Source organism: Dysgonomonas sp. 511, assembly GCF_010501105.1.
Lineage (GTDB): Bacteria > Bacteroidota > Bacteroidia > Bacteroidales > Dysgonomonadaceae > Dysgonomonas.
Genome location: NZ_QVMQ01000015.1, coordinates 48,922 through 69,762 on the forward strand (window position 1 = coordinate 48,922; position 20,841 = coordinate 69,762).

Genomic DNA, 20,841 nt, shown 5'->3' on the forward strand with positions numbered 1-20,841 from the left:
TAAACAGACTTTAGAGCATAAACAACCTTTCGGCATTGCGGGTAGTAACCTCACCTACTTCATCAAACGGCAGGTTATATATTTCGCTCAATTTTTCTGCAATCTTGATGGTATAAGACGACTCGTTCCGTTTCCCCCTATAAGGAACAGGGGCAAGATAAGGCGCGTCTGTTTCTATTATAATATTGTCGATGCTTGTTTTGCTCAACACCTGAGACAGAGTTGAATTCTTGAAGGTAACAACCCCATTGATACCCAGCATGAAGTTGCCTAATGCCAATATATCATCCAATTCCTGCTCTGTACCACCAAAGCTATGAAAGACACCCCTCAGTTGTTCTGCCCCTACATTGCGGATGCTGGCTATACATTCGGCAATAGCATCACGCGAATGTATGGCTACAGGCAGCCCTAGCCGGATGCTCCATCTGAGTTGTTCTTCAAAAACGAGGGCTTGCTCTTTGGCATATGTCTTATCCCAATACAGGTCGATACCTATCTCGCCGATAGCAATATAAGACCTTTGCGACAGTTGGCTTTCGACTACAGACAGTTGGCTTTTCCAATCGTCGCCTACACTTGTCGGGTGCAACCCCATCATCGGGATGCAATATCCGGAATACCTGTTAGCCAGACCATGCAGCCTCTCTATAGAAGACACATCTATATTGGGAAGCAGGATTTTTTCTACACCGGCAATTTTAGCCCTTTCTATCACTTGGTCTATATCTGCATCAAATTCTTCTGCGTAGATATGGGAATGGGTATCAATTATTCTCACTTTTCAGTTTTAGTTTTTCTTCCCTCCTCAGGTAATAGACCACGCCATACTCCTTGCATCGCTCGATACGTTCGGGTGCAGGCAGGTCGGCAAATGCAGCCTCTATCTGATTCCACAGGGTAGTCAATGCATCGTCTATCTCCTGCCGCTGGCAACTCAGTTGGTCCAACTGCCGGGCGGTAGAACCCTGATGGGTTTTCTGGGTGAAATATGCGTCCTTAAATTGCGAAAAAGCAACATTCACACGCGCTATTGTCGGGTTGTATATTGGTGCGCCGCCTTGCGCTATGCGGGCTTGCTCTCCTTTTATTATATTATCGCCCCACAAAACGAGGGCTTCGTTGCTCGTAAGGTCGGGTACTGCAAAGCAGTCGGGATCTATCCCGTAAAGTTTTTTGGCATCTTTTTTTATCTCGCCCCTTATCACGCTCAGGTTAAGCACCTGGATAAAGTGTGAGACATACAGCCGGGCATTCTTTATCAATCGCTGAAATTTGCGGTTGGCTTCCACCTGGGTTTCCAGAGTAAGTTTGTAGCGCATCTGTGCATTTTCTATATTCCGGAGCATGAGCTCCAGATTACGCATATTATATGACACTACACTTTTCCCAAAAAGGGCATTATTCTTATCAATAATAGCCCTCAATGCTCTTATACGCGCATTATCAGTATTTGGCAATCTTCTGTATGGCATAAGCGCAAGTAGTTTAGTTTGTGTATGTTAGTTTATGTCGTTCTCAAAGTCAAATCTTCTGCCAGTTTATACAATTCTGCTTTTACCTGCTTGTCTACCTCTACTTTATCCAGACAGGCTACGGCTTTCAAATAGTATTCTTTAATCAGTTGCTCCGATTGCTGTTTCAATCCAAGCTTATCGTAAATAGCTGTAACAGCTTTTATCTTTTCTTCTTCGTCAAATTCTTCCTTGCCGATCCATGCCGCCAGTTCCTCTTTGGCAGAATTGTCTCTCAAAGCACTGATCAACAGGTATGTTTTTTTATCACACAGAATATCTCCGCCTATTCTCTTGCCGAATGTTTTGCTGTCGCCATATACATCCAGTAAATCGTCTTTCAACTGGAAGCCAAGCCCGATATTGATACCAAACTCATACAAATTGTCAGCATCTTGCTCCGAAGCATCTGCTATTATCGCACCACACTTTAGGGCGCACGCCAACAATACCGCAGTTTTCAAACGGATCATTTCTATATATTCGTCGACAGTGACATCCATCCGCTTCTCAAACTCCATGTCGAACTGTTGCCCGCAAACGATTTCGGTCGTAGTATCCGAAAACAAATCGAATATCCGGCTGAAATATTTAGCATCGGTCTTACCTATCAGTTTATAGGCTTCTATCAGCATGGCATCGCCCGACAATACTGCTGTATTATCGTCCCACTTGATATGGACAGTCGGTTTCCCCCTGCGGATATCGGCATTATCCATCAGGTCGTCGTGCAGCAAGGTGAAGTTATGGAATGTTTCTATGCCTAGTGCTGTGGGTATGGCTTTCTCAAGATTACCGGCGTAAAGATTATATGCCATCAGCACCAGCGCCGGACGAACCCGTTTTCCTCCCAGAGAAAGGATATATGAGATAGGCTCGTAAAGAGATTCCGGTTTATGGTCAAATTTTATCTCACCTATATTCTCATTAACAATCTCTAAGATTTCATTAAAACTATATATTGATTTCATTCCGAGTATGTTTGATATAAATTTTATGTTTGTGAAAAAGAGTCTGGTCTTTTGCGAATATCGCTGCGTATGCAAGCAAAGTTAAGCTATTCGTATAAAAAATCAAAATAATACGTTGTTAAAAGCTAAAAAAAACGAAATATTTTTTAGCTTTACGTTAAAAAATATCGCTATTATGTACGAATAGGAAATCAAACGGAAACAGATTGATAACATTTTAATCTTCAATATAATTTATTAAAACATGAGAAAAGTATTTTTGACATTAATCAGCACAGCTCTACTATACAGTTGCGGTGAAAACAAACCCGTAGAGCAACTTACGCTATCGGGACTGAACAAAAAGAATTTCGAAACGGAAGTGAAAGAAAAGAAAACCGACCTGTATGTTTTGACAAACGACAGCGGAATGGAAGTCTGCATCACCAACTTCGGAGGACGCATTGTATCTGTAATGGTGCCCGACAAAGACGGCAACATGAAAGACGTAGTATTGGGATTCGACTCGATACAAGATTATGTAAACATCCCTAGCGACTTTGGTGCTGCAATAGGCCGCTATGCCAACCGCATAGGACAAGGCACCTTCGAACTGGATGGCGTAAAATACGATTTACCTAAAAACAACTTCGGACATACGCTTCATGGCGGGCCAAACGGATTCCAATATGTAGTATTCGATGCAAATCAACTAGACGACAAGGTGCTGGAGCTAACATACACTGCCAAAGACGGAGAAGAGGGCTTTCCCGGCAACCTGACTTGCAAGGTAACATACATCTTGGGTCAAGACAATGCAATCCGCATGAAATATGAAGCAGAAACAGACAAGCCGACCATCGTAAACATGACTAACCACTCGTATTTCAATCTGGACGGTGATGCAAACGTAAAAAATTCGGACTGGCTGCTAACTATAAACGGAGACGAATACACTCCGGTAGACTCTACATTTATGACTACGGGCGAGATACTCAAAGTGGAAAATACAGACATGGACTTCCGCACACCGACTGCCGTAGGTGCAAGAATCGACAATTATGCATTCGAACAACTTAAAAACGGAAACGGATACGACCACAATTGGGTGCTAAATACCAAAGGCGATATAACCAAGCTGGCAGCAAAACTGGAATCGTCTAAAACAGGCATCGTGCTGGATGTATATACTACCGAGCCGGGAATACAGGTTTATACAGGCAACTTCCTCGACGGAACAGTTAAGGGTAAAAAAGGCATCGTGTATCAACAACGCGCCGCTGTTTGCCTCGAAACTCAAAAATACCCTGATACTCCTAACAAGAAAGACTGGCCTTCGGCTACACTTCGCCCGGGTGAAAAATACCAAAGCGAAACGATTTTCAAATTTTCTGTAAATAAATAAACAGGATATACTCCATAAGGAAAGACGGTGCCCTTTATTACTTTTGGGGCACCGTCTTTTTTTATAGCAGGATAAAGCTTTTGGAGCAAGTAATTTTTACTACTTTTGCTTCTGATAAACATGTTCTTATATATGTTTGTTACTATAAGTACTATCAGTAATAAAAAAAGAACAAAATGAAACCAATCAGATTTTCCATTATCCTCGCCTTGTTACTCTCTTCGGTATTGTTTGTAGAGAAAGCCAATGCCCAATTCAGAGTCGGAGTTCGTGGCGGATTCGATGTTATAAGCAATAAGCTCGACCTGAATATAATAAAAGCAAAAAACCGGCTAGGCTATCAGGTTGGCCCAGTGGTAGAATTTATATCCCCCGCTTCGGGATTTGGTGTAGACGCAGGGCTTCTGTATGGCCGCAAAGAATATAAAATAGACGACAAAGAGGCAGATATCTCTATTTCCGACTTCGATTATATAAGCATTCCCCTCAACCTGAAAAAGCGTTTCGGACTGGGACCTTTATCTCCGGTTGGTATATTCATTTCGGCAGGAGTATATGGCGATGTAAAAGTAGGTGGCGGCAAGGTACATATAGCCGACGTAATAGATGACTATAAGACAAAGAATTTTATTTTCGGGCTGAATGCCGGAGCCGGAGTCTCTTTATTAGGCCACCTCGATGTTGGAATGTATTACCGCAGGGCGCTCACCGACAAGTACGGAGATGAACACTTCAGCGAAGATATCTTCCAAAACAAGAAAAACGAGGCTTGGTCTGTAGCCCTTACATACTTTTTCTGACGTTTCACACAACCAATGTTATACGCTGACGTAGTATTACCCCTTTCACTGCAAGGACTTTACACCTATTCTATTCCCGACGGCTTAAAAGACAAAGTAACGGCAGGAAGCAGGGTTATTGTGCAGTTTGGCAAAAAGAGGTTTTATACGGCTATCGTTTTCAAGGCATATAAACCCGAAAGCGAAATACCGCACGTCAAAGAAATTGTCTCTACCCTCGAAGACTACCCGATTGTCACTCCTTCCCAGTTGCAATTTTGGAAATGGATATCGTTCTATTATATGTGTTCGCTGGGAGACGTGTACAGGGCAGCACTGCCATCAGCACTAAAACTAGAAAGCGAAACTCAGATATTACTGAATCCCGACTTTGAAAGCGATGAACCCTTATCGGAAAAAGAAAGGCTGGTCTTCTATGTTTTATCGGCAACCAAAGCCCTCAATATATCCGAAATAGAAAAACTATCAGGCATACGGAATGTAATCCCGGTAATAAAGGCTCTGGTAGACAAACATGCAGCCTATACAAGCGAATATGTAAACAACCCTTATTCGGCAAAAACACAACCTGCCGTCCGTTTGTCGAAAGCATTTACCGATGGCGAACTTAGCGCACTGCTCGATGATCTGGGCAGGGCAAAAAAGCAGCAGCACTTACTGGCTATATTCCTGCACCTGCAAGAATCGCATAAGCCTGTATTCAAAAAAAAACTGCTCGATGAGGCACAGGTATCGCCGGCAGTTTTGTCGGAACTTGTAAAAAAGGATATCCTCCAAATATACGATTTCGAAACAGGGCGATTCGATTATGGCGAGACAAATCTGGATAAAGCATATACGCTCAACCCCCATCAACAGAAGGCATATAGTGAGATAAACGATTCTTTCGCCGAAAAAGACATAACCCTCCTGCATGGAGTGACATCGAGCGGAAAAACAGAAATATACATCCAGCTTATCAAAGATGCTATAAGCAAGGAAAAACAAGTACTATACCTATTGCCCGAAATCGCGCTTACCACGCAGATAACCAACCGGCTGAAAGCCGTATTCGGCAACCGGCTGGCTGTCTACCACTCCAAATTCAATGACAACGAACGGGCAGAGACATGGACAAAACTACTTACCAAAAGTGAGATACAGGTGGTATTGGGAGCACGATCGGCTATATTTCTTCCTTTCACTAGCTTAGGGCTGATAATAGTAGACGAAGAGCACGAAGGTTCGTACAAGCAGCAAGAGCCCGCCCCCCGCTACAATGCACGCAATGCCGCTACCATGTTGGCTAATATGTACGGTGCAAAAGTATTGCTGGGCACAGCAACCCCATCGGTAGAAACTTATTATAATGCCCTTGAAGGACGATACGGATTGGTAAAGCTAACCAAAAGGCACGAAGATATAGAACTTCCGCAAATCGAGGTTGTCAACACAAAAGAACTGAGGCGCAAGAAGCTGATGAAATCAATCCTTTCGCCACCCTTGCTCGACAGGCTTAAGAATACTTTATCGAAACAAGAACAAGCAATATTGTTCCAGAACAGGCGGGGTTTTTCGTCCGTTTTGGAATGCAAAAGCTGTTCGTGGACACCCACCTGTGTAAACTGTGATGTAAGCCTCACTTACCACAAGGGACAGCGTATGATGCTTTGCCACTATTGCGGCGCGGCATATCCCGTGCCTGCCGAGTGTCCCGATTGCCATTCTACCGAACTCGACAATCACGGATACGGAACGGAGCGTGTGGAGGAAGAGGTTAGGGAGCAACTGCCCGAAGCGGCAATTGCCCGTATGGACTTGGATACTACACGTGGCAAAAAGGCTTATGAGCGAATTATTACCGATTTCGAAACGGGCAAGACAAATGTATTGATAGGTACGCAGATGGTATCGAAAGGCTTAGACTTCGACAAGGTATCGGTAGTAGGTATCCTGAATGCCGACAACCTGATGAATTATCCGGATTTCAGAGCCTACGAGAAAGCTTACCAGCTAATGACGCAAGTAAGTGGGCGTGCAGGAAGAAAGAACAGACAAGGGCTTGTGTTATTGCAAACGGCTCATCCCTCCCACCCTATAATTTCTTATGTAAGACAAAACGATTACGAAGCTTTCTACCAGTCGCAAATAGATGAACGTAAGCTATTTCGCTACCCGCCGTTTTTCAGGCTCATTTCCATCGTTGTACGCGGACGCGACGAGCGGGTTCTTGATGAAGCAGCTATGAGTTTCACCAAGTATTTGAAACAATCTTTCGGCGAACGGGTATTAGGGCCGGGCAAGCCCCCTATCTCACGTATTCAGTCGTTATATATCCGCACTATCTTACTAAAAGTAGAGAATAACGCTTCGATACAAAAGGTGCGCGATGCTATTATACATCATCAATCGCAACTGTTCGCCAACGCATCATTCAAAGGCATATTGTTGCATTACGATGTCGACCCACAGTAAGCAGGAGTATAAAAAAACACCGGAATGAGCTACTGGAGCATCGTATCCGGTGTATTTTTGTAGCACAGCCAGGAATCGAACCTGAATCTAAAGTTTAGGAAACTTCTATTCTATCCATTGAACTACTGCGCCATCTGGCTTGCATTTTCTTAAACGCAGTACAAAAATAAAAGAAAATCCGGTATAAGCCAACATTGGTACAAAATTATTTATTATATCAACAATATTCTCTTCTGTATCATCTCCCTAAAAAATGTTAGTAAATAAAGATTATCAGCAGAATATCTTTAACATTTGAATACAAGAATGTATCTTTACACCAACGTATTTTAATAAAAATTTAAGGAGATTCCCCAAAAAATGATCCAGATAGACGACACCATTGTTTCTTTAGATATTATAGAAGAGAATTTTTTGTGTAACCTGTGTGCCTGCAAAGGTGAGTGCTGTGTAGAAGGAGACTCGGGTGCACCGCTTTTAGATGTAGAGGTGAAAGTTATAGAAGATTTACTGCCCGTAGTGTGGGACGACCTCTCTGACCCGGCAAAAAAAGTAATAGAACAACAAGGCGTAGCCTATGAAGACCACGACGGGGAGATGGTAACCTCTATCGTCAACGGCAAAGACTGCGTTTTCACATATTACGATGAAACCGGAGTATGCAAATGCGCTATAGAAAAAGCATACCGCGAGGGTAAAACAGACTTCTACAAGCCCATTTCGTGCCACCTCTATCCTATCCGCCTGCAAAAATACAAGGAATTTGTAGCCGTAAACTACCATCGTTGGCGCGTATGCAAGCCGGCCGTAGAATTAGGGAACAAAGAAGGACTGAAAATCTATCAGTTCCTCAAAGAACCCCTTATCAGATGTTTCGGCGAAGATTGGTACAACGAGTTGGTATTAATAGCCCAGGAATACAACAAACAGAATCAGGATAAAAACGAATAACCATGCACCCATTAGCCCAGTTCAAGTACTGCCCCAAATGCGGGTCAAACCATTTTGTAGAAAACAACTTTAAGTCGAAAAGATGTGAATCGTGCGGCTTTGTCTATTACTTCAACTCATGTTCGTCAACCATTGCCCTCATCATCAACAACAATAAAGAATTGTTGGTAGCCACACGCGCCCACGAACCCGTAAAAGGCACACTCGACCTGCCCGGCGGATTTGTCGATATGAACGAAACAGGCGAGCAAGCTGTTATACGTGAAGTAAAAGAAGAAACAGGCTTGACCGTAAATGAAGTGAAATACCTGTTTTCGATACCAAATATTTATGTTTACTCTGGATTTGAAGTACATACACTGGATTTGGTTTACATGTGCATGGTCGACGACTTGTCGAATATGAAAGCAGAAGACGATGTCGCCAACCTGCAATTTATAAAAATATCTGAACTTAACCCCGAACTATTTGGTTTACTATCTGTGAAAGAAGTTGTAAAGGAAATACAAATGATGAAAATATGAAGAAACTATTTGTTGCTTTAGCTGTTGCAATCAGTGTTCAATCAGGTTATGCTCAAAAATCTGCCTATACGGAAATGCCCGACAGGCTCTACTCGCAAGGCAAGGAAATGTACCTCGACAATAATTATGTAGGAGCCATCAATACCCTCGAACAGTTCAGGCAAATATCGAAAGACGAAGCCCTGATCGAAGAAGCCGACTTTATGATTATCGCCTCCATGTATTACAGAGGCAATGCAAATGCCGGCGACTTGCTGAAAGACTACCTCGAAAAATATCCCGAAAGCTACCATCGCAACCAATTGACCTTCTTCATCGGATCGTTCCATTTTGCCGAAAAAGATTGGAAAAGAGCATTGTACTGGCTTGCCGATTCCGACATAGATTACCTCAACGAAAAAGAACAAGCCGATTGCAGCTACCGCATGGCATATTCATTCCTTCAAACGGGAAACAGAGCCGAAGCCAAACGGCTGTTCGGTTTGCTTACCAAAAACAGCAAGGAATATCTCGACCCTGCATCTTTCTATCTGGCATATACCCATTTTCAGGATGGGGAGTACGAGCAAGCCATACCAACTTTTACCGACCTGAAAAACAGGAAGGAATACCGCGAGGATGCTACGTTCTACCTCATGCAAAGCAATTTCCTGCAAGGCGATATAGATGCCACTATCGACGAAGCCCGCGATTACCTGATGTCTTATCCCAATAGCAGAAATACGGCAGAAGTCTATAGGCTGCTGGGAAACAGCTATTATCGGAAAGGCAACATGGACGGAGCCATAGACGCATATCAAAACTATGTATATCGCGAATCGAGCCCAAACCGTGAAGATATGTACCAACTTGCCGATGCCTACTACAGAAAACAAATGTACGACAATGCCATAGAAAATCTTAATGGGGTAGCTACAACCGGCGATGTGGTAGGGCAAGCCGGGAATATGCTTCTGGGACTATCGTACCTCAAAATAAATGACCACCAGAATGCTGCAACAGCCTTCGATGCTGCCGCAAGCGTTACTTACGACCGCTCTATCAGCGAAAAGGCTCTTTACAATTATGTGATATTGGCCAACAGGAGTGGCAGTTCAGCATTCAACGAAGCTGTAAGCGCAGCACAGCGTTTCTTCAACGAATACCCGTCGTCGCAATACACCAACGATGTCAGCAACGCACTGGCCAACACCCTGCTCTCTTCTAAAAATTACGATGCCGCCCTGTCTGCCATCAATAGCCTGACCAACCCCGGCAAGCAAATACTTACAGTGAAACAAGTAGTTCTCTATCAGATAGGTGTACAGGAATATATCGACGGAAGGTACGACAATGCCAACCGCCAGCTCAATGCCGCCATTACTATGGGCGAATACGACAGTCAGGCCCGGAAAGAGGCTTATTTCTGGAGAGGAGAAACAGCATACCGGCGGGGAAATTATAGTTCTGCCGCCAGCGATTACAATACTTATATTTCGCAGTCTACATCCAAGCAGGCAAATTACTCCCTGGCTCTCTATAATTTGGGCTACGCATACTTCCAGTCGAAGAACTACAGCAATGCCCTGACAAATTTCAGGAAATATATTTCGGCAGAGAGCAACCGCAAATCGCCCAATTATACCGATGCCCTGAACAGGATTGGCGACTGCTACCTGCAAAGCCGTAATTTCAGCCAGGCCGAAAACTATTACTCACAAGCGGCAAATACCAGTCCGCAAAGTGCTGATTATGCAGAATATCAGAAAGCGTTCGTATTAGGCATGCAACGCAACTATAACGGCAAGATAGCAACCCTCAACAATATGATGTCCAGGTATCCCAACTCGGAATATTACGACGATGCCCTGTTCGAAAAAAGCCGTGCACTGGTTATGCTTGGCAATGAAAGCGAAGCTATCACTGTTCTCGAACAACTATTGCGCGAACGTCCTAAGTCCGACCTTGCCCCGAAAGCAGGCATTCAGTTGGGGCAGCTATATTTCAATGCAAACAACCACCAGAAAGCAATCACAGCATATAAGAATGTAATAGAAGCCGCGCCAAACACAGAAGAAGCACGGACTGCAATACAAAGCCTCGAAGGTGTTTACAGGGATATCAACGATATCAGCGCATACGCTTCCTATGCCAATTCGCTGGGAAAAGGAACAGTAATATCTGCCAGCCGTCAGGATTCGCTTACATATCAGGCAGCATCGGATATCTACATGAAAGGAAAGAAATCCGAAGCCAGGACAGCTTTGCAAAAATACCTGCAAACATATCCTCGCGGAGTATTCTCCAGCGATGCCCGTTTCTATCTGGGAACAATAGCTTTCGACATGAAAGATTATGACACGGCACAGGGTTACTTCAAGGAGGTGGTGAAGTCCAACAATCCGAAATATCTGGAAAAATCATTGATTATCGTTTCGGATATAGAATATAATAAGCAGGACTACCAATCGGCCTATGCCACATATGAGCAACTTAACAAAGTAGCCACCAGCAACGAAAACAGGGCTATAGCCCAACTAGGAATGCTGCGTTGCGCCAACCTGATGAAGAAAGACAGTGAAGTAGTGGCTGCCGCCACCAAAATACTACAAGGCACCAACACTGCCGCCGTAACCGAAGAAGCCCGCTTCTACAGAGGCAAGTCTCTTTACAATATGGGGCAGAACAGCAAGGCCGTTGCCGATCTGGAACAAGTGGCTAAGAGCTCAAAAACGGAAGTGGGTGCAGAATCGAAATACCTGCTGGCTGAGATATATTATCAGACCAAAAATTATGCTAAGGCTGAGAACCATATAAAAGCATTCTTAAGTTCCAATCCATCGAACCAGTACTGGGCTGCACGTTCCATCATCGTATTGAGCGATGTATATGCCGCCCAAGGGAAGAATACTGCAGCACGTGATTATCTTACAGGCCTGCAAATGAACTATAAAGGTTCGGAAGCTGATATACGGGAGATGGTATCATCGCGTTTAACTAAACTGAAATAACAAACTGTAGTACAATGTTTAATTCAGAAAAACAATAACAATGAATACATCATATAAATACATTCTCACTATAGTCGTAGCCTTTATAACCATAAATGCCTCAGCCCAAAGAGACTCTACCGAATTGAAACGGCAGGTTTCTATCGACCGTAATCTCGATCCCAGCGTAAAAAGTGCAAATAAGCTGAATACACTGCCTACTATATATACACCACCGGTCGGCTCCTCCAATTTCAGCTACATCACCTCTGCGCCCCAGATCAGCCTGGATCACAATTATCTGGGTAGATCTACCCCCTCGGAAGTAGGGACAACCATTGACTTCAGCAAGAAGCGCGGCTATATCACTTTGGGGGCAGGCACACACAACAATCTTGATGGAGCTGTAGGCTACAGGGTTGTAGATGCCCGCAACGACAGGCTCGATATCTTTGCCACACATAGTTCGACCAAAGCAGATATAGACTATCTGAACGGGAGCAAATATATCTTCGACGATGTAAAGGCCAAGTATGCAAATACAGTTGCCAACCTGAAATACCAGCATTTGTTCGATATGTCGCTTATCACTGTAGACGGTTCGTATCAGAATATGTCGTACAACTATTACGGCAACTCGTTCTACCCTAAAGACGAAACGTTCTTCCCATTCGATGTATCATCGCGCCAACGCGTGCAGATTATCAATGTAGGAGCATCAGCTCGATCGTTTATCGAAACAGAAGAAGGACTTAAATACCGGGGAGGAATACGCTACCGTAACTTCAAAAGCAAGTATGGCTTTGCTACCGACGAAAAAGGACCTAAAGGCGGGTTGTTCAATTTCGATATAGACCTGCATTCCGAATTTGGTGCTGATAAGGAGCTGGGTATAACCGGCAACGTTACCAACCAGTCGTTCAGTGGCGTAAACAAAGACATTTATGGAGCAGATGCATTCCACGGTTTTACCAACATTACCGCAAGCCCTTATTTCAACCTTACCGGCCTGAACTGGAAAATAAGCCTGGGGCTGAATATCAACAGCATATTCGATGTAAAGACTAAATTCCTGTTCACACCAAATGTTATTGCCGAAACGAAGATATACGAGGTAAACACTATATATGCCAAAGTAACCGGAGGTGTAAACGAGAATACTTATATCGACATTTTGCAGGAAAACCGCTATGCAACACCATTGTCGCGCATAGAATACTCGAAGACCAAATACGACCTTACCATCGGATTCAAGTCGGGAGTAATCAGCGGGCTCGAATTTGATGTATTTGCCGGATATAAGAAGACAGATAAAGACCACCTGTATATAGCACAATCCACCTATGTTCCTGATCCTGCGGGCGAACCGAACGAAAGGCTATATCTGGCAAATGTAGGTACACCTGCATATGCCAATATAGCAACCGGAAGCGTAGGAGGTGTGATTAAAACATTGCTCATCCCCTATACCGACCTATCGGCAAAGGCTACGGCCTATTTCTATAATGTAAAATACACCGATGGCTATGTCAATTTCATCGAAAAAGAGGTTTTTGCCGAGCAAAAGGCCTGGGGACGCCCATCATTTACATTCGACCTGTCGGCCGATGTGAAACCGATAGATAATCTCATCCTGTCGTTAGGCTATATGCTCGGACTGGGACGTAAGGCATATCTTCAGGATCGTGCCAGCGCAAAATATCAATCGGTAAAAATGAAAGATATCAACGAACTGAATTTCAGGGCTGAATACCAAATTACAGACTGGGTATCGGCAAATTTCAGGTTGAACAACCTGCTGTTTCAGAAATATGAACTGCAACACGGATACCCAATGCAGGGGTTCAACTTCTTAGGCGGGTTAAGCTTTAAATTTTAGATATATGAAAGACATTAGATGGGGCATCATTGGTGTCGGCAATGTAACCGAACGAAAGAGCGGCCCTGCATTTTACAAGATAGGCCATTCGTCGCTGGTCGCCGTTATGCGCAGGGATGAAGCTAAGGCTAAGGATTTTGCCAAACGACATAACGTAGAGAAATACTATACCAACGCCGACGACCTTATTGACGATCGGGAAGTAGACGCCATATATGTAGCTACTCCTCCTTCATCGCATAAGGAATACACCATAAAGGCCTTGCAGGCGGGCAAACCGGTATATGTGGAAAAGCCGATGGCTATGGACTACAGCGAATGCCTCGAAATGATAGAGGCAGCAAAAGAAGCCGGAATGAAACTGTTTGTAGCCTATTACCGCAGGGCATTACCATATTTTCAGAAAGTAAAAGAATTGCTCGACAGCGGTGCCATCGGCAAAGTGACCACCGTAGACATCAAGCTGATACGCGCAGCAGGAGAAGCCGATAAAGACATCAATACCCAGCCTTGGCGGGTGAAAAAGGAAATTGCAGGCGATGGATATTTCTTCGACCTTGCCCCACATACGCTCGATATACTCGACTTCCTGCTTGGCGAAATAGAAGATGCCAAAGGCTATGCCGAAAACATCGGAGGATACTACTCGGTATCGGATACCATATCTGCCATCCTGAAATTCAAATCAGGCGCAATTGGCACAGGCTTATGGAGCTTTATCAGCCCGAAAGAAGCCGAACAGGATACCGTAACACTGACCGGCGATAAGGGTTGCCTCAAATTCAATACGTTCTCATTCCAGCCGATAGCCCTGATAGCAGGCGACAGGGTAGAATATTACGAAACCGAACAACCGGAGCATATCCAGCAACCTCTCATCCAGTCTATAGTAGATGAGTTGAGGGGCGTAGGCTCTTGCCCGTCAACAGGTATATCCGGTGCGCGTACTTCGCACATTATGGACCTGATAACAAAGAAAGGCTGAGGCAATTACCTCAGTCTTTTCTTTTCGTACACCTTCCGCGAATTGAACCAGTACATCACAATACTCAGCACACAAAGCCCGGCTGCAATCAAGTACAGGGCTTCGAACGACATATAGCCTGTAATATAGCCGCCTACGAGCATACCCAGAGCCAGCCCGAGATCGAAACCTATCAGGTAGGTAGAGTTTGCCGTTCCACGCTGGTTGTTCTCCGCCAGATTGATATATAATGTCTGCAAGGCAGGGAACATCATCCCGAAGCCTACCCCGATAAACAAACCTGCTGCGCAAAAGGCGAATATATTATGCACAGTAGCAAATACGCCGAATGCAATAGCCACTATTGCCATAGCCGATACATTCACAGCATGGATCATACCCCGGTCGACAAGCTTTCCGGCAAAGACTCTCGATGCAATAATACCACTCGCCCAGAATACAAAGAATATGCCGGCATTGGGTATCGAAATCTCTTTACCGTATTGGGCGACAAACGGCCCGATCGTTCCCCATGCAAAGCATGGCAAAAGCTGATTGAGGAATATAGGCCATCCTTTGACCAGGAAGAAACGGTCTAAAGACAACTTTTCGCGTTCTACCTTCGGGCGTTCGGGTGCTTTTATCAGGGCTACGGTAACTATACCTAGCATTCCCATTGCAATGGCGCACCAGAGAAGCACCTGAAAACTATATTCGTGATAGATGTGTATAGCGATGAACGGCCCGATAGCCATTGCCACATTCATAAATGTACCATAATATCCGATTCCCTCGGCACGGCGTTCGGATGGTACTACGTCGATAGCCAACGTGCTCGACGATACCGTCGACAACCCCCACGTAATACCATGCAGGAAACGGACTACAACAAAAAGCAACACGGTAGTAGCCCAAAAGTATCCGAAGAATATCAGCACATAGCACGAAAAGGCTACGAGCAGAATCTTCTTGCGCGAATACAGGTCGACCATATAACCCGAAAAAGGACGGACAAACATCAGGGCGATAGCATACGATGCCAGTACGATACCCGTCTTAGACTGGGCAATACCCATCTGTTCGGTAATATACAGAGGGATAGACGGCATCAGCAGGTTGAAAGAGCATGCCATCAAAAAGTTTGCGATACATACATTCCAGTAACTCAGCGACCAGAGTTTGGGCTTCGATATTTCTTCCATTTCCATATTCAAAAAGTAACACTTTTCAGTCAGCAATTAACATACTAGTAGAGCTAATTACTATAAACTAACGGCTAAAAAAGTAACACATGTACACAGTACATGACAAAAAAATGATATTCTCTCAAGAGCCTGTAGGGGCGTAATATCTTACGCCCGACACAACCGACGGGCGAATGATAATTCGCCCCTACAATGCTAATATTACAATAATTTTAATTTTTGTCGTAGCTTTGCTTTTAAGTCTCCCCCTTTGGGGATTAGCTGGCAAAAAGTAACAAAAGTAACAGGTATTTCCATTTTTCAGGAAGTTACTTTTTCTTCTACCCTGATTTTTCTATATAGATAAACATCTTAAAGCTTAATTGGTTTTAAGACCGAAAGATTCTATATATTTTTCGATCTCCTTTATCTTTTCCGACCAGTATTCTACAGCGTCCTTTTTCTCCAGCCTCCTCTTTTTATAATCAGTATTAAGACTGGGCGGCAATGTGCCTGCCAGTTTATGAAATTCGCGTTGGTAGAACTTTTCAAATTCAGCTTTGGTTTCCGGCAGTTCTATCGTATTCCACAAGCGGAAGTTTTCGATATACCGTCCTTTTGTGGTCTCCAAATATTCTATAATCTTTTCCTTCGTCTTTGGGATATATCCGGGTCCAGAGCAGCCACAGGAATGGTAGGTGATGCCGACACTGTATAAGTCGCAAAGATGCTTCCAAGCTTTCAAATCATCTTTCTTAGGTGGTTTGAAGTCCAGTCCCATATTTGCCATATAACCTCCGCATTGAGGGCATTTGGCATCCACAGATACTTTTTCGTCTCTGTCGATATCATTTAATAACCTGCGTCGAAACATTTTACGGCAATCGAAACAGGCATAGTGCGGTTTGTATGAATAGAATGCGTACCGGCACATTATAATATTAGTTATTCAGATAAGCCTTTAATAGCTCTACAGTAGACTCTCGTGTCTTTGCCCGTTGGGGAGCAAAATTTATTTCGGCATTCTCCATATCCCGGCAAAACATCTGCAAACAAGCTTTAACTTCATCCGATGAACTTGTGTTGAGGTTTTTCAATGCCTGCTTAACAAATCCCTTTATACCAACAGCATCGAAGCGATCGAACCATTGATGATAAATATCGCAGGTTGCCATAATATCATCCTCGGTCATCTTCATTTTCTTCTTAAACATATTCTGAAGGATACCGAAATAAAATGCATAATCATCTTCTCTTCTAAAGTCTTTACTCAACAGAAAGATAACAAACCTTACTTTCTTCGAATCGTCAAACTGGCTTATTGTATTCACATAAACCGTATTATGTGCTATTTCGGATACCTTATAGCTATAAGTCCGGGCTTTACTGGCTGTCTCGAATGTGTTTTTGAATTCATTTTTTTCTTCTTGTGTAATAATTATTTCCTGCATAGCCTATATACTTTGGTTTGTATTACATCCACTCACTGAGTTCCATCCACCGCATTGTCTTTTCATCTATTTCTTCGATCAACACGCTGATACGGTTCGACTTGCCCAACAGGTCTTCTGTAGAGAGCGTACCGCTCGAAAGTTCGGTTTCCAGCCGCGCTTTCTCTTCTTCCAGTTGCGGAATAAGGGCATCCAGTTCTTCAAACTCTTTTCTTTCCTTGAATGTCAGCTTTTTCTTTTCCGCAGGTTTGGGCGCAGCTACCTGTTGCTTTGCCTCTTTTGTCTTTGCCTCCTGTTCTTTTTCGCGTTCCAAAGCTTCGTGTATTTCTTTCCACTCGCGGTAATCCGAATAATTGCCCGGAAAGTCTTTGATATCTGCATTGCCCTGAAAAGCCAGCAGATGGTCTACCACCTTATCCATAAAATAGCGGTCGTGCGAAACCACGATTACACAGCCTTTAAACTGCTGCAAGTATTCCTCCAAAATATTTAGCGTAACAATATCAAGGTCGTTAGTAGGCTCGTCGAGGACAAGGAAGTTGGGATTGGTAATCAACACGGTACACAAATACAGGCGGCGCTTCTCTCCTCCTGACAACTTATATACAAAATTATGCTGTTTTTCGGGCGGGAAAAGGAAATGTTGAAGAAACTGCGAAGCCGTCAACCTGCTGCCATTGCCCAGGTCGATAACTTCGGCAATATTCTGGATCACGTCTAAGACCTTCATCTGCTCGTCGAACTGCAAACCATCCTGGCTGTAATAGCCGAATTTGACAGTTTCGCCAATGTCGAAACACCCCTTGTCGGGAGCAACTTCCCCCATCAGCATTTTTATAAAAGTAGACTTGCCTGTACCGTTGTTGCCCACAATACCCATTTTCTCGTACCGGGCAAATGTATAGTTGAAGTCTTCGAGAATCTTGATATCGCCGAATGCTTTATATACGTGTTGCGCCTCGAATATCTTATTGCCGATATACGACCCTTTCATTTGCATCTGCACATTTCCGGTATCGCGTGCCTGCTTGGCCTTCTTTTCCAGTTCGTAGAAAGCATCGATGCGCGATTTAGCTTTCGTTCCCCGTGCCTGCGGTTGGCGGCGCATCCAGTCCAGTTCTTTACGCAAGAGGTTATTGGCACGATCGAGTTCCGCATTTTGTGCGCTCACCCTTTCATCCCTTTTTTCGAGGTAATAGGAGTAATTGCCTTTATATTGATAAATCTGCTGTTGGTCTATTTCGATGATTTCGTTGCACACACGGTCGAGAAAATAACGGTCGTGCGTCACCATCAGCAGGCTCAGGCGCGAACGCTGCAAGTAACCTTCGAGCCACTCCACCATATCGAGGTCGAGGTGGTTGGTAGGTTCATCGAGGATTATCAGGTCGGGTTCGGTAATCAGCACATTTGCAAGAGCTACGCGCTTTAGCTGCCCGCCCGACAGTTCGCCTATTTGCTGGTCGAAATTCGTTATCTTTAGTTGTGCAAGAATTTGCTTTACCCGATGTTCGTAATCCCACGCCTGCAACATATCCATACGCTGTAAGATGACATCGAGCCCTTTCTGGTCTTTGGAGTTTATAACCTGCTCGTATTCGGCTATGAGGTCGGTGATTTCGTTTCCCGACTGAAAGCAGGCTTGTATAACCGTCAGCCCGGGGGCATATTGCGGGTCTTGTTCGAGATAAGCCACCCGTACATCGCGACGATAGACTACCGAGCCGCTGTCGTAGGATTCTTTTCCCGTCAATATATTTAATAATGTAGTTTTTCCCGATCCATTTTTGGCTATCAACCCTATCCGTTCGCCTTCTGCTATCCCGAAAGATATATCGCGAAACAAAATCAGGTCGCCAAAGCTTTTGGTAAGTAAATCTACTTGAAGTACCGATGCCATAAGATAATTTTTCTTGCAAAGGTAGCTTTAATACTCCAACCTGCAAGAAGTATGCGAATACAAAAAAAAATGAAATAGTTAAAGATTATTGCTCATGATCTGCGAGCCCGATTCTTCGGCTTCCCGGTAGCGGTCTTCTATGAAACTATATAAATTGGGAGACTTGTGTGCCCCCACTTTCCGAGTCTCGTTCAATGGTTTGATAAAGCCAATGGAAAGCATTTTTCGCTGGAAGTTGCGACGGTCGAGTTCCCTGTTCAATATAGATTCGTAGATGCTTCTTAGCTCCGGCATGGTAAACTTCGGAGACAAGAGTTCGAAGCCGATAGGTATGAAACCGACCAGTGTACGGATAGTAGCTATCGCTGTGCGGAAAGTTTCCTCATATTCGGGATACATATGGGGTGTGTCGTTAATATCGAACCATTCGAGTTCTTCGAAGTCGAACGACCTTAGTTCGGCATCTTCATATTTAATCAGGGAATAATAGGCCAACCTTATATAATGCTCGGCACTACAAGGCTCGTTGCTATTGCTGTCGAAAAAATGGAACTGCCTGATATAGCCGTCAGCCACACCCGCCTTTTCCTTCACTATCCTTTTGGCCGAATCGTTGAGGTTCTCTGCCTTTTTCACAAGACTGTTGGGTATAGTCCAGCTACAATCTTCTTTTAGTTTACACAACAGTATTTTTATACATCCTTCGTCGAAGCTGAGTATTACACACGAAACAGAAACATTAGGCATGTATTCGTTTTCCGACAGGACTAATGTTTGTTGCGCATCTGTTTTACCACTTTCTAGTCCGGCTATATTTTCCTTATTCGATAATGGCATCCGTTTTTCCCTCCTTTTTATTATCGAGATAGAAATTGCGGTATTCCGCTTTTTCCTTTTCCATCTTCAAGCTATCCAATTGCAGCATTTTCCGCGAAAGTCTGTATGAACGCGAAATCGCAGCTTTTACCGATTGCGATAGTGTATATGAACTCTTCTGTCCGCCTTCCAGTGTTACGGTTAGCGGCTTGTCTTTATTCTCATCTATAAACTGCCCCACGCCATTTTCTCCTTCACCGGTGAAGTGTATGATCTCATAACTCTTGCCCATGTTTGAGAAACGGTAGTTCAGCCCGTCGCCCGTTACAATACCCGATTGAGCCGAAGCCCCATCTTTTGCCGTCACCTTTATCCGGTTATGCTTACCACCTCCTACAAATACACTTTCTATATAGAAAACACCTCCGTCTTTAACTCCCGAACGCAACGTAGTAAATGTGATAGCACCTCCGGCATAGCTTTCTTTTGGGATATATGCACCCTGCTCCTGATATTCCTTATTCTTCTGATAAGTAAAGGATGTTTTAGCCGAAGCTATCTGAGGTTCGAGCAACTGAATCAGCGAGTCGCAATCGGCAACAATCTGCGCATTTTCCGCCCTTCTTAAAGTGTCGAGAAATGCAAGGGCTGCCTTTCGTTCTTCCAGTGCTTTGGGATATAATATATTGAGGCTGTCTATTTCCTGTTTAGCCTTTTGATAGTCTTCCGATTGGTAATAGGCTCGCGCGGCATCTAAACGATGTTTTGCTGCGTCATCTTTCTTCTGGCAGGCAAAAACAAAAACTAATAAAAGTATTAATAGAGTTTTTATTATATTTTGCATAGGATCAAAGCTTAATTAAGTGATAAATGAACAAAAAATTGCTATTGTTCTTTCATTCTATCAAAGCTGCAAGTTACTACTTTTTTTTCATTTGGTGAGACAAGAATGTGTGCTTTTCTCTTTTTTGAGAATTATTCATAATTAGGGTTCACTGAATAAATACAACTCATTGATATTTAACAAGATACTCTTTTTTTTCATTGTTATTTAGTGTAAAATAGTTATCTTTGAGTGTT

17 protein-coding genes and 1 tRNA gene are annotated in these 20,841 nt (G+C 43.7%); 8 read left to right on the top strand and 10 right to left on the bottom strand.

The features are described 5' to 3' along the window. Positions 1-10: 10 nt before the first annotated feature. Genes D0T57_RS08515 through D0T57_RS08525 form a run of 3 tightly spaced genes read right to left on the bottom strand, consistent with a single transcriptional unit; the run spans position 11 to position 2,476 of the window. Positions 11-781, bottom strand: a complete 771-nt coding sequence (locus D0T57_RS08515; protein ID WP_163272832.1) for a TatD family hydrolase — start codon at positions 779-781, stop codon at positions 11-13. Then, entirely contained in the window at positions 768-1,475 is a 708-nt protein-coding gene (locus tag D0T57_RS08520; RefSeq protein WP_163272834.1) for a hypothetical protein, read from the bottom strand. Before D0T57_RS08520 ends, D0T57_RS08515 begins: the two co-directional genes overlap by 14 nt. Positions 1,476-1,507: 32 nt before the next feature. Then, positions 1,508-2,476: a polyprenyl synthetase family protein gene (locus D0T57_RS08525; RefSeq protein WP_368666908.1), complete on the bottom strand. Its 969-nt coding sequence runs from the start codon at positions 2,474-2,476 to the stop codon at positions 1,508-1,510. A gap of 253 nt (positions 2,477-2,729) precedes the next feature. Between D0T57_RS08525 and D0T57_RS08530 the strand changes: the two genes are divergently transcribed. The 3 genes from D0T57_RS08530 (at position 2,730) to priA (ending at position 7,123) form a co-directional block, all read left to right on the top strand. Next, positions 2,730-3,869 carry an aldose epimerase family protein gene (locus tag D0T57_RS08530; RefSeq protein WP_163272838.1) on the top strand — a complete coding sequence of 380 codons (1,140 nt, stop codon included), beginning with the start codon at positions 2,730-2,732 and terminating at the stop codon, positions 3,867-3,869. Between the two features lie 176 nt (positions 3,870-4,045). Continuing rightward, positions 4,046-4,669 carry a porin family protein gene (locus D0T57_RS08535; RefSeq protein ID WP_163272840.1) on the top strand — a complete coding sequence of 208 codons (624 nt, stop codon included), beginning with the start codon at positions 4,046-4,048 and terminating at the stop codon, positions 4,667-4,669. Between the two features lie 15 nt (positions 4,670-4,684). Further along, a complete protein-coding gene (priA, locus tag D0T57_RS08540; RefSeq protein WP_163272842.1) occupies positions 4,685-7,123 on the top strand; it encodes a primosomal protein N' in 2,439 nt (812 codons plus the stop codon). Positions 7,124-7,183: 60 nt separating this feature from the next. Here priA and D0T57_RS08545 read toward each other — a convergent pair. Then, a tRNA-Arg gene (locus D0T57_RS08545) sits at positions 7,184-7,255 on the bottom strand. 228 nt (positions 7,256-7,483) lie between these two features. Here D0T57_RS08545 and D0T57_RS08550 point away from each other — a divergent pair. Genes D0T57_RS08550 through D0T57_RS08570 form a run of 5 tightly spaced genes read left to right on the top strand, consistent with a single transcriptional unit; the run spans position 7,484 to position 14,431 of the window. Further along, the gene (locus D0T57_RS08550) at positions 7,484-8,074 is read left to right on the top strand and encodes a DUF3109 family protein (RefSeq protein WP_163272844.1); all 591 of its coding nucleotides are present in this window, start codon (positions 7,484-7,486) and stop codon (positions 8,072-8,074) included. Positions 8,075-8,076: 2 nt separating this feature from the next. Next, on the top strand, positions 8,077-8,598 hold the full coding sequence (locus tag D0T57_RS08555) for an NUDIX domain-containing protein (protein ID WP_163272846.1): 522 nt from the start codon (positions 8,077-8,079) through the stop codon (positions 8,596-8,598). Then, on the top strand, positions 8,595-11,588 hold the full coding sequence (locus D0T57_RS08560; RefSeq protein ID WP_163272848.1) for a tetratricopeptide repeat protein: 2,994 nt from the start codon (positions 8,595-8,597) through the stop codon (positions 11,586-11,588). Before D0T57_RS08555 ends, D0T57_RS08560 begins: the two co-directional genes overlap by 4 nt. A 40-nt stretch (positions 11,589-11,628) precedes the next feature. After that, positions 11,629-13,446, top strand: a complete 1,818-nt coding sequence (locus D0T57_RS08565) for a hypothetical protein (protein WP_163272850.1) — start codon at positions 11,629-11,631, stop codon at positions 13,444-13,446. Positions 13,447-13,450: 4 nt separating this feature from the next. Then, positions 13,451-14,431, top strand: a complete 981-nt coding sequence (locus D0T57_RS08570; protein ID WP_163272852.1) for a Gfo/Idh/MocA family protein — start codon at positions 13,451-13,453, stop codon at positions 14,429-14,431. Between the two features lie 5 nt (positions 14,432-14,436). Here D0T57_RS08570 and D0T57_RS08575 read toward each other — a convergent pair whose 3' ends face one another. From D0T57_RS08575 to D0T57_RS08600, 6 genes are all read right to left on the bottom strand, one after another. After that, on the bottom strand, positions 14,437-15,612 hold the full coding sequence (locus D0T57_RS08575; RefSeq protein ID WP_255490546.1) for an MFS transporter: 1,176 nt from the start codon (positions 15,610-15,612) through the stop codon (positions 14,437-14,439). Between the two features lie 361 nt (positions 15,613-15,973). Continuing rightward, the gene (locus D0T57_RS08580) at positions 15,974-16,528 is read right to left on the bottom strand and encodes a hypothetical protein (RefSeq protein ID WP_163272856.1); all 555 of its coding nucleotides are present in this window, start codon (positions 16,526-16,528) and stop codon (positions 15,974-15,976) included. A gap of 7 nt (positions 16,529-16,535) precedes the next feature. After that, positions 16,536-17,045, bottom strand: a complete 510-nt coding sequence (locus tag D0T57_RS08585) for a hypothetical protein (protein ID WP_163272873.1) — start codon at positions 17,043-17,045, stop codon at positions 16,536-16,538. Between the two features lie 22 nt (positions 17,046-17,067). Continuing rightward, positions 17,068-18,945, bottom strand: a complete 1,878-nt coding sequence (locus D0T57_RS08590) for an ABC-F family ATP-binding cassette domain-containing protein (RefSeq protein WP_163272875.1) — start codon at positions 18,943-18,945, stop codon at positions 17,068-17,070. A gap of 78 nt (positions 18,946-19,023) precedes the next feature. After that, complete coding sequence (locus D0T57_RS08595) at positions 19,024-19,782, bottom strand: NUDIX domain-containing protein (RefSeq protein WP_163272877.1); 759 nt, start codon at positions 19,780-19,782, stop codon at positions 19,024-19,026. Continuing rightward, a complete protein-coding gene (locus D0T57_RS08600; protein ID WP_163272879.1) occupies positions 19,766-20,605 on the bottom strand; it encodes a hypothetical protein in 840 nt (279 codons plus the stop codon). Before D0T57_RS08600 ends, D0T57_RS08595 begins: the two co-directional genes overlap by 17 nt. Positions 20,606-20,841 lie beyond the last annotated feature (236 nt).